Here is a 10,276-nt window from a genome sequence, read left to right on the forward strand (position 1 = left end):
GCTCCGCCGCACGCCACGCGCCGGACGCGAGCGGGGCCCGGATGCCACCGGCTGCTACCGGCCTCCGACCGCCGTCGCCGACGGTTTTCGGATCGATGCGACGGCCGCCGCGGCCCGCGGTTGCTCCGCCGGCGCGGCCGGCGGCTGTGCGGCGAGCCGGATGCGCAACGGTGGACGCGTCCCCGTGCCCACCGCGGCGACCTGCCCGACGGAGCCGAGCACTGTGACGGCCGGCTCGCCGCGGGACCCGGCCGCGGCCGGGTCGCGGGCGATCCGGACGGGAACGATCTGCTCGTCGACCGTGTGTTCGTGCCCCCGCGCGTCGGTGGCGCGCAGTTGCGCGGTGAGTGAGGTGCCGCGCCCGCGTGGCACGGCCCGCATGGTCGGCCGGGTACGCCCGCTCACCTCGGCGACGTCCCCGGGGTCGAGACCGTCCGCGTCCACGGTGAGCGTCACCGTGGCCCCCGCTCGGGGGTCGACGGGCAGGGACAGCTGCCGGGTGCCGGCGGTGAGCAGGAGGCGGGCCGATCGTGCCCGGGTCGCCGTGGGGGGCACGCCGACCGTGATCGTCATCTGTACCTGGTCGCCTTGGCGCACGGCGAGTCGTTCGAGCCTGGCCGCCGACGAGGATTCCGGTCCCCGGTCGTATCCGGGTGGGAGCCGCAGCAGGTACGGCGCCCGCTCGGGATGGTCCGCGAGGACGGCGAGGTCGTCCACGCCGCGCGCCACCGCGTAGAGCACCCGGCTGTCGAGGTCCGGTCCGTTGGCCGTCACCGGGGTCGGATGCCCGAGGTATCGGGGGCTCGCGGCGACGAACACGAGCGGCCGCCCGGGCATCCGATTGATCATGGCGTGTAGATCGCGGTCGTGGGAGGTGAGCGTGAGATTGTCCCGCAGCGCGCCGGTGAGCACGACCACGGTCAGGGCGAGGACCGCGGTGGCGACCGGGCTGATCACGGCGAGCGCGACCCGCCGCCCGCGGCCGAGCAGCGCCGACACCAGCGTCGCGCATCCCCAGCCGCCGAGGTGTACCAGCGGGATGAGCACGGGGACCACGTAGAACGGGCCGACGTAGCGGATCCCGCCCCACAGTTCGGCGGCGTTCCACGCGCCCCAGAAGCCGAGGTACCCGACCAGGAACAGCAGCCCACCGAGGCCCAGCATCGCGGCTGGGGCGGTCAGTCGGCGCCGGGCCGCCTGCGCGATCGCGGCCGCGGCCAGGACCACCCCGCCGCAGGCCCAACCACCCAGCAGCCACAGGTGATCGCCCACGGAACGCAGCCCGTCCGTGAATCCGAAGACATGCCGCCCGTCCTCCGGATAGAGCCGGCGCGGGCCGAAGCCGAGCCGGTCATCGGGTTCGAGCAGGGCGAACGGCAGACGCAGCGGGTTACCGGTGGCCGCCTGGTTCGTCAGCAGGAGGATCAGCGCGGGAACCGCGAGGCCGCAGGCCAACCAGCGCAGCAGCCACCACCGCCGGCCCGTCGAGCTCACGGCCAGCCAGACCGCGAGCGGCGCCAGCAGCAGCACCACGTCGTACGGGCGCACCGATGCCGCGACACCGAGTGCGAGCCCCGCGCACACCACCGGCCAGGCCTGCCGCCGGCGCCGGCCCCGCAGCACGCCGAGTACCGTCACCTGCAGCAGGACCAGCGCCGGTAGGTAGCTGAGCACCATGGCGCTCTGCAGCAGCATGAGCGGCGACAGCGCGAGCAGCGTCGCCGACAGCGCCGCCACCCGGCGACTGCCCGTCAGTTCCACACCCAGCAGGTACGTGACGATGACGGCGGCGGCGGCGACCGCCGCCAGCGACGGGTCGATGCTGCCGGTGACGATCAGGCCCGCGGCGAAGATCGCGGGAACGAACGGCGTGTACTTCAGCACGTAGTGGTCGTCGACCACGGTGCCGAGCCAGGGCAGGTAGGACCGGGCGGGATGGGGGGCGGGCGGGAACAGCCTCCCCTCGGCGAGGGTCCGGGCGTGGAGCAGGTAGAGGCCCTCGTCGTTGTTCACCGACAGCAGCGGGAACACGGTGTGCCGGAGCACGACGGCGGCGGTCGCGCTCAACACCGCGAGCACCGCGACATACCAGGCGACCGCCGGCATGGCCGCCAGCCGCCCGCGTGCCCGCCGCCACGGTGAGCGCCCGGTGGCGCGCCTCCCGGGCTGCGCCGGGATCGTCGCCGCCGAGGGCGTCGCCGGGGCTGCCGCCGCGCGCCCCGGGCGCTCGTCGTCCAGCGATCGTGGGGTCGCCACGGCCACAACGGTCTCCGCGCCAGCGGACGTGTCGCGCTCTCCGGCCGGCGGACCCGGCACGGGCTCGGGTCCACTGCTCTCGTGCCGGCTGTTCACTCCCGGCACGCTACCGAGCCACCACGACGGGTGGATCGCCAGGTCCATCTGGCCACCGCCCGCGTGGTCAGCGGCGGTCGGTGAGGGCGGAGACCGATCCCCAGGGCGGCATGACCGTGTCGGCTCCGGCCAGGCCGGAGCCGACGGCCGCTCCGAACGGCGCGCCGCTCGCCGAGGCGGCGGGCGGGGGGAACGCGCCAGCGGGATGCGGATCCCGCGTCCCGCCGATGGCCGAGACGCCGATCGACTCGTCGCCCCCGAAGACGTGGGACATCGCCCCCGCGCCGACGCCCACCGGCTGGGCGGGCTCCGGGGCCGGCAGGCCCTCCCCGGCGGACCCGCCCAGATCGACGAAGGGACCGCCGCCGGGCAGGTCCGCCTCCTCGCCCGGCGGGGGCGGCGGCTGGCTGCCGACCCGGCGGGCGAGGCGCTGCGAGCGGGCGGGGTGCCAGGTCAGCTCGGCGCCGACCGCGTCCGCGTCGATCTCGTACGTGACGCGCCGCTCCCCCTCGCTCGTCTCGAAGGACCGCTGGCGCAGCCGCCCGTAGACGAGGGCCCGGTCGCCGCGGGCGAGACTCGCGGCGACGTTGTCGGCCAGCTGCCGCCAGCAGGACACCCGCAGGAACAGGGTGGCTCCGTCCACCCACCGCCCCTCGGCCCGGTCGAAGCGGCGGGGGGTGGACGCCAGCCGGAAGGTGCACACCGAGGCACCGTTCGCGGTGGTCCGGTGCTCCGGATCGTCAACCAGGTTGCCGACGAGGGTGATGGTCGTGTCGAGCATGACTGCTCCTCGGGTCAGGGAGGAAACGGACGGGAGGTGCCGGTGCCGCGCTGCCTCCCCACTGTGAGCCGCTCGCGCGGCACGGCACAGGCCAGACCGCTCGTCTGTGGATGGCGAGGCGGTCTCCACAGACCACGCATCCCCCAACGGGGCCATCCGTCGCGTGGTCAGATCGTCCTGGTCCGGCGGCTCGCCCACCGTGCCCGGCAAACGGCCCGACCGACCCGGCATGGAGCACCGTGGCCGGGCCGAGCGGGAACACCCCGCCCGGTCGCCCGGTTGTCGCTGCGTGGAGGCGGGTGGCGCCGCGTCTGGCCCGATCCGCCCCTGTGACGTCCCACGGATGGCCGTGACCCGTCAACCCCACCGCGCCGCGGAGCTCCCGTCACCGTGCGGACACCCGTCAGTCAGTCGTACCCGGAGGACAGTGATGTCGACGACCACCTCCCATGCCACCACCAGCAACGACGGCGCCACCACCGCCACCGGCAGCGGCACCTTCCGGCTCGGTGGCGACCTGCCGGTCACCCGCCTCGGGTTCGGCGCCATGCGCATCACCGGACCGGGCATCTGGGGTCCACCCGCCAACCCGGACGAGGCCCGCGCGGTGCTGCGCCGCGCGGTCGAGCTCGGCGTGACCTTCATCGACACCGCGGACTCGTATGGTCCGCATGTCAGCGAGGACCTGATCGCCGAGGCTCTGTACCCGTACCCGGACGATCTCGTCATCGCGACCAAGGGCGGCCTGACCCGGCAGGGCCCGAACCGGTGGACCCCCGTGGCTCGTCCGGCCTACCTGCGCCAGCAGGTCGAGATGTCGCTGCGCCGCCTGCGCCTCGACCGGATCGACCTCTACCAGCTGCACCGCATCGACCCTGACACCCCGGTGGAGGACTCCCTCGGGGAACTGCGCGCCCTGCAGCAGGAGGGCAAGATCCGCCACATCGGCCTGTCCGAGGTCAGCGTCGCCGAACTGGCCCACGCCCGCACCCTCGTCCCGATCGTGAGCGTGCAGAACCGCTACAACCTCGTCCACCGCACCGCCGAGGACCTCCTCGACTACGCCACCCGCGAGAACATCGCCTTCATTCCCTGGGACCCGGTGAGCACCGGCCGCCTCGCCCAGCCCGGCGGCGTGCTCGACACCGCCGCCAGGGACCATGTCGCGAGCCCCGTGCAGCTCGCCCTCGCCTGGCTGCTGCGCCGCTCCCCCACGATGCTGCCGATCCCGGGCACCTCCTCGGTGGCACACCTGGAGGAGAACATCGCCGCCGCCGCGATCGACCTCACCGACAAGGAGTTCGCCGACCTCGCCCAGCTGGGCTCCTGACCGTCCACCGCTGCCTGGCCTGTGGGCTGGCGGGGCGCTCCTCGTCAGCCCACAGGGCCAACTCCGGCACCGCGACGTGCGCGTGTCCACCGGACGGCTGAGGCACGCGCTCCGCTTGCTACGCTGAGGCAGGCTGCCCGATGGACAGGGGATCAGCCTCCGTCCAGCGCGCCCGTAGCTCAGTGGATAGAGCGAGTGCCTTCTAAGCACCAGGTCGCAGGTTCGATCCCTGCCGGGCGCACTCGGGGATCAGGCCCGCATGCTGCGCCTTTTCGATCCCCTCGTCATGTCTGCCGGGGGGCCGAGCCCCCCGAGACCCCCCACGTGTAGCAAGCCGGTGTAGCAACGGTCATGGTCGGGGCCCGCTCAGGTGGCCGTCGAGCTTGCCCAGGGCCCGGCTCTTCTCCCCCATCGACGCATGCGCGTAGATCATCATCGTGACTTCGATGGCTGAGTGACCGGCGATGTCGCGGACGATGTGCGGCGCCGGCGTGCTCGTCAGCGAGGCGCTGACCATCGGCGCGGATCTGCGCTCCGAGGTGGTCGCCCGCCGGCAAAGGACTTCCTGACCAGTGCCGCCCAGTGGCGCCCGGTACCGGAGATCGCGAACGTAGCGGACTCGGTGCGATCGCGTGGACACTCACCGCATAGCCTCTGCCCGTGGCCCTCACCCCTGAGCAGCAGGTCGACGCCGAGGACTGGGAATCGTTCCGCCGCGCCGAGCGGATGACCGACCACTGGTGGTGGCGCCCGGGATGGCGACCCGACCGGCACTATCTGACCTGGTACCTCGTCTTCCAGGACCCAGCCCTCGCCGACTATGTCGCCGGCTTTCAGCGCACGCTCGCCGACCTCGGCTACCTCGACCCGGTACCCGTCGACGGGCTGCACCTGACCGTCCAGGGAGTCGCGTTCGCCGACGAGATGGACGCCGACCAGGTCGCCGCCCTCGGGAAGGCCGCAGACGAGCTATGCGCGGACCTCGAACGGTTCACACTCACAGCCGGACCGATCGCCGCCTACACCGGAGGCACATTCCTGCGAACCGCACCGTGGCAGCCGGTAGCCGAGCTACGGGAACGTCTACGCAGCGCCATCGGCCAGGTCCTCGGCACGGATGCGGTGCCCGACGAACCCGCCATGTTCAAGCCCCACATCAGCGTCACCTACGGCAACGCCGACCCGCCCGCCGCCGAGGTCATCCACCGCCTCACCAAGCTACGCCAGCAACCACCCATCAGCCTGCCCGCCACCAGCGTCGACCTCCTCGAACTCCGCCGGGACGGACACGCCTACCGCTGGGACATCCGCCACCACATCGACTTCACCGCCTGAAGACCGACCCGGGCACCACCCTGGCCAGGACCAGATGCCGCATGCCGCACCGTTGCCGAATCCGTCGTTTTAGGATCAAGAAGCGGTGCGGGCCGCGCCGCGAGGTCCGAGATCTCGGAAGCCTCGCCGGCAGTTCGGTCGGGGGAGCCAGCCGGGGCACGCCACGACAGAAGTCGAGCGGCGCGCGGCGCACGCCGGTGCACTGCCGGGAGACAGTGCCAGGGCGCTGCGCTCCCCGGGCAGCCTGACCCGCAGTCTGCCAGCGGCGAGACCGTCTATGGCCAATCCGCAAACCCGAATCTGGGGTCCCGTGTGGAACTACGAGAACGAACCGCTATGCCGTCCTATCCGGACGAGCATGGACGCTGGCAGACGAACGGGACCAACTTCGCAAGGTTAGGGGTTAAGGGTTCGAATCCGCCGTCACCTTTAGGGTCTTCATTATCCTCCTCCCCGTCGATCAAGGGTGAAAGCGGGGTGTCGACGTGACCGGTTGACGCCGCCCGGGGAGGCTCGCACAGGTATGAACGGCCGGGCAGGGGAGAGGGGTGGCCATGGCGGCAGACGAACGGAAATCCCGCAAGATCATGGTGGATCGGTCGGAGGGGTTCGGTGAGCGCCTGCTGGGTGTGCTGCTGGATCGCGCTCACGAGATGCCGCCGCAGCTGATCGCCCCACTGGTGGCGGAGGAGGTGAGGAGGATCGGTGGGCGGGACATCTCGATCCTTCTGCAGGACTATGAGCAGCTGGTGCTGACGCCGCTGCCGGGTAGGAGCCTCACGGTCGGGAAGCCCGAGCCGATCGACGACTCCCCGGCCGGCACGGCATTCCTCCGTGCGAAGACAGTCGAACAGCCGCAAGCTGACGGCATAAGGATTTTCCTGCCGCTGCTGGACGGTAGCGACCAGGTGGGGGTGCTGGCACTCACCCTCGACACCGTCGATGATGATGACCGGCGGTTGCTGCGACGACTCGCCGGCCTTGTCGCCGACATGCTGGTCACCAAGAGCAGCTACACCGACCAGTTCTTCCAGGCCCGGCGCCGCAAAACGATGAGCGTGGCCGCGGAAATCCAATGGTCCCTGCTGCCCCCGCTGACCATGATCACCCCCCAGGTCTCGGTAGCCGGCATCCTCGAACCCGCCTACGACATCGCAGGCGACAGCTTCGACTACGCCCTCAACGACGACATCCTGCACCTGGCAGTCATCGACGCGATGGGTCACGGCCTGGACGCCGCCGCGCTGGCAACGGTCGCGATCGGCGCCTACCGACACGCCAGACGTGCCGACATCGGGCTCGCCGAGCTGTACATGTTCATGGACACGGCCATCCACAGGCAGTTCGGACCCGACCACTTCGTCACCGCACAGATGATGCGTCTGGATATCGGAACAGGTCACCTGCAATGGGTCAATGCAGGCCACCCGGCAGCGCTACTGATCCGCGACCACCGGGTTATCCAGGCACTGGAGAGCCCGGGAACCCTGCCAGTCGGCTTCGGTGGTGACGTACCGCAGGTCAGTAAGCAGACGCTCTGGCGCGGCGATCGGGTTCTATTCTTCACCGACGGCCTCATCGAGGAGCACGAAAAGGGCGGAGAACAGTTCGGCGAGGAACGTCTGATCAATTTCGTTGAGAATATCCAGGGTGAAGGCGTGCGGGAGGTGGTCCGAGATCTGTCCCATGCGCTGATGCGAGAACGGCGCGGAATCACGACCGACGACGCGACTCTCTTCCTGGTCGAGTGGCGCGGGGGCACCGCCGACCATCTCGCCAGCCTAGATGTGTAACCAGAACGAGGCTGGTGACGCCCGATCGTCCCAGGTTCCGTTTCGTCCGCGCGGGTCCGCTGCCGTCCGCGGGGATGGGGGCGTGTCCGACGCGTGAAGCGAACGGCGACGGAGCGTGGCAGACGCGCCACCATGGCACGGAAAAGCAGACGGTCGGAGCCCGAGTCTCCGCGCCAGTTGACCCGCCGGCCATGCCATTCGCGTGCCAGCAGCAACGGTCAGCATCTGGAAAGACCGGTGGTCCACGGAGGGCACAGGACCGCCGTCGACCTGGGCAGGGCCCCGTCCCCGCCCTGACCAGCGCCGCAAGCCGCACAGGTTTCCCAAGCTCGTGATGCGCGCAGACCCGTGCTCGCGTACAGCCATCCGTACAGACGAGCCCTCGAACACCGGCAGACGTCAGCGGACGAGGGCGGAACTGGGCAGGCGGCCGACCAGGCTGTACGAATATCAGCGGACGTCCGCGGACGAACGCGCCGATCTTGTAATCGGGCGGTCGGAGGTCCCGCCAGATGTAGCTACCGCTGTAGCAACAGCCACGGACGCCGGCGGACGGAGACGGACGTCGGCGGACAGCGCGAACAGGGCGAGCCCCCGGGACACCTGGTGCTTTCCGTGCCTTCTAAGCACCAGGTCGCAGGTTCGATCCCTGCCGGGCGCCTGTGCAGTGGCGAGGTCACGGAGCGGCGTGCTCAGGCTCTCGGCACGCTCGTAACGTGAGCGCGGACGCCGCCAGCTATGGCCACATCATGCAGGCCCGTGACCACCCGCTCGTCCAGACCGGGTCTCTCTGGAGAGATCCCGCTTCCGTGGACAGCGCGGGAAAGCGCTTCCGCTAGAATCTTCCTGGTGTCGCGTGCCGCCGACGCGGAGAAAGTCGGTGGTTGGAGGCACCAGAAAAATTGGATCCCCCCGTGAATCCAACGATTTCCACCGCTCCCCGCGCCGGCCGTCGGGAATGGATCGGCCTGGCGGTGCTCGCGCTTCCCACCCTCCTCATTGCGCTGAACAACTCGGTGCTGCATCTGGCGCTCCCCCACCTGAGCGCGGATCTCAGGCCCAGCAGCGCGCAGCTTCTGTGGATCATGGATATCTACGGCTTCCTGATCGCCGGATCACTGATCACCCTGGGCGCCCGGGGCGACCGGATCGGCCGCCGCAGACTACTGATCATCGGTGCGGCCGCCTTCGGCGCGGCCTCCGTGCTCGCGTCCTTCTCCACCAGCCCCACGAGCCTGATTCTGGCCCGCGCGGCGCTCGGACTGGCGGGCGGCGCGCTGATGCCGTCCACGCTCTCGCTGATCAGCACGATGTTCCAGGACCCCCGCCAGCGCACTGTCGCCATCGGCGCCTGGATGACCTGCTTCTCCGTGGGCTCGACCCTCGGCCCGCTCTTCGGGGGGCTGCTGCTGGAGCATTTCTGGTGGGGATCGGTCTTCCTGCTCTCTGTGCCCGTGATGCTGCTGCTACTGATCACAGGCCCGATCCTGCTACCCGAGGCCCGCGACCCCGACCCGGGCCCGCTGGACCTGATCAGCGCGGCCATGACCCTGGCCACCATCCTCCTGATCGTCTACGGCCTCAAGCGGCTGGCGGAGAACGGCGTCGACGGCGAGGCCATCCTGATCACGGCGGCCGGCCTTGCCCTCGCCGTGGCCTTCGCCGTCCGGCAGCGACGTCTGGCCGTTCCGTTCCTGGACCACGGGCTGTTCACCAAGCCCGCGTTCAGCGCCTCGCTGGGGACGATGACCCTGAGCATTCTCGCCATGGCGGGGACCCAGCTCTTCATCACCCAGTACCTGCAGCTCGTGGAAGGGCTGACACCGTTCGTGGCCGGGCTGTGGATGATCCCCGGCGCTGCCGGCCTGATCCTCGGGACCAACCTGGGCCCGGCACTGGCCCGCCGGGTGCGTCCGGCGACCATCGTAGGGACCGGGCTGCTGGTCGCCGCCGCCGGCTACGGGCTCCTGACCCAACTGCCGACATCCTCCGGCCTGGCGGTACTGATGATCGCAACGTTCGCCATCGGCGTCGGGCTCGGCCCCATGATGACGTTGAGCACCGATCTGATCGTGAACTCCGCCCCGCCCGAGAAGGCCGGCTCAGCGTCCGCCACGTCCGAGACCGGCGGTGAACTCGGCATGGCCCTGGGCATCGCCGTCATCGGCAGCGTCGGCAACGCCGTCTACCGTTCCGACATGAGCGGCGCTGTCCCACCGGGCACCCGGCCGAAGCCGCCGAGGGCGCACGGAACACCCTCGGCGGCGCCGTGGACCTCACCGACCGGCTGTCCGGCCAGATCGGCGCGGACCTGCTCGCGACTGCCCGCGACGCCTTCACCCATGCCCTGCACGTCAACGCGGCGATCAGCGGCAGCATCATGGCCGCCGTCGCGATCCTCACCATGGTGGTACAACGACACGTCCGCCCCCACGTCACAGTCGACGCCGAGCCTCCGACGGTGGCCGACCGGACCGGCTCGGCGGTCTGACCACAGCCCCGCGCGCCGGACGCGGCGGCGGGAGACCGCTCAGTGCTCCAGTGGAGCGGCGACGTCCTCCAGCGAGCTTTGAGCGGCTTCCGAGGAGCGCTCTCCATCCTCCTGCGATGAAGACTCTCTTCCTCGCGGCGGGTAGCCCGGCAACCGCCTTCGGCCTCGCTCCCCTGGCGCTGGCCGCCCGGGCG

Annotated in this window: 5 protein-coding genes, 2 tRNA genes and 2 pseudogenes; 6 read left to right on the forward strand and 3 right to left on the reverse strand. The window is 70.8% G+C overall.

Features of this window, described 5'->3' with window-relative positions; translation table 11 throughout:
• Positions 1-54 precede the first annotated feature (54 nt).
• The gene (locus AC6EXY_RS29175) at positions 55-2,256 is read right to left on the reverse strand and encodes a DUF7846 domain-containing protein (protein WP_341477207.1); all 2,202 of its coding nucleotides are present in this window, start codon (positions 2,254-2,256) and stop codon (positions 55-57) included.
• Between the two features lie 163 nt (positions 2,257-2,419).
• Positions 2,420-3,133: a single-stranded DNA-binding protein gene (locus tag AC6EXY_RS29180; RefSeq protein WP_101831136.1), complete on the reverse strand. Its 714-nt coding sequence runs from the start codon at positions 3,131-3,133 to the stop codon at positions 2,420-2,422.
• A 430-nt stretch (positions 3,134-3,563) separates the two neighbouring features.
• On the opposite strand from AC6EXY_RS29180, the gene AC6EXY_RS29185 reads away from it, so the two are divergent.
• Together AC6EXY_RS29185 and AC6EXY_RS29190 are read left to right on the forward strand one after the other, a co-directional pair.
• On the forward strand, positions 3,564-4,463 hold the full coding sequence (locus AC6EXY_RS29185) for an aldo/keto reductase (RefSeq protein WP_101831137.1): 900 nt from the start codon (positions 3,564-3,566) through the stop codon (positions 4,461-4,463).
• Between the two features lie 168 nt (positions 4,464-4,631).
• Positions 4,632-4,704: transfer RNA gene (locus tag AC6EXY_RS29190), tRNA-Arg, on the forward strand.
• A 108-nt stretch (positions 4,705-4,812) separates the two neighbouring features.
• Here AC6EXY_RS29190 and AC6EXY_RS29195 read toward each other — a convergent pair.
• A pseudogene (locus AC6EXY_RS29195) lies at positions 4,813-4,947 on the reverse strand (site-specific integrase); the annotation flags it as partial.
• Between the two features lie 176 nt (positions 4,948-5,123).
• On the opposite strand from AC6EXY_RS29195, the gene AC6EXY_RS29200 reads away from it, so the two are divergent.
• The 4 genes and pseudogenes from AC6EXY_RS29200 (at position 5,124) to AC6EXY_RS29215 (ending at position 10,082) form a co-directional block, all read left to right on the forward strand.
• Positions 5,124-5,798, forward strand: coding sequence for a 2'-5' RNA ligase family protein (locus AC6EXY_RS29200; RefSeq protein ID WP_243407358.1), 675 nt, complete (start codon positions 5,124-5,126; stop codon positions 5,796-5,798).
• A 554-nt stretch (positions 5,799-6,352) separates the two neighbouring features.
• On the forward strand, positions 6,353-7,591 hold the full coding sequence (locus AC6EXY_RS29205) for a PP2C family protein-serine/threonine phosphatase (RefSeq protein ID WP_101831167.1): 1,239 nt from the start codon (positions 6,353-6,355) through the stop codon (positions 7,589-7,591).
• Between the two features lie 585 nt (positions 7,592-8,176).
• Positions 8,177-8,253 (forward strand) — tRNA-Ser (locus tag AC6EXY_RS29210).
• 240 nt (positions 8,254-8,493) lie between these two features.
• Positions 8,494-10,082: pseudogene (locus tag AC6EXY_RS29215) on the forward strand (MFS transporter).
• Positions 10,083-10,276 lie beyond the last annotated feature (194 nt).

This window comes from Frankia sp. RB5, from assembly GCF_059816245.1.

Bases quoted from the DNA above. Each gene is read 5' to 3' on its own strand.
- AC6EXY_RS29180 (WP_101831136.1), bottom strand. From the start codon at position 3,133: ATGCTCGACACGACCATCACCCTCGTCGGCAACCTGGTTGACGATCCG.
- AC6EXY_RS29185 (WP_101831137.1), top strand. From the start codon at position 3,564: ATGTCGACGACCACCTCCCATGCCACCACCAGCAACGACGGCGCCACC.
- AC6EXY_RS29205 (WP_101831167.1), top strand. From the start codon at position 6,353: ATGGCGGCAGACGAACGGAAATCCCGCAAGATCATGGTGGATCGGTCG.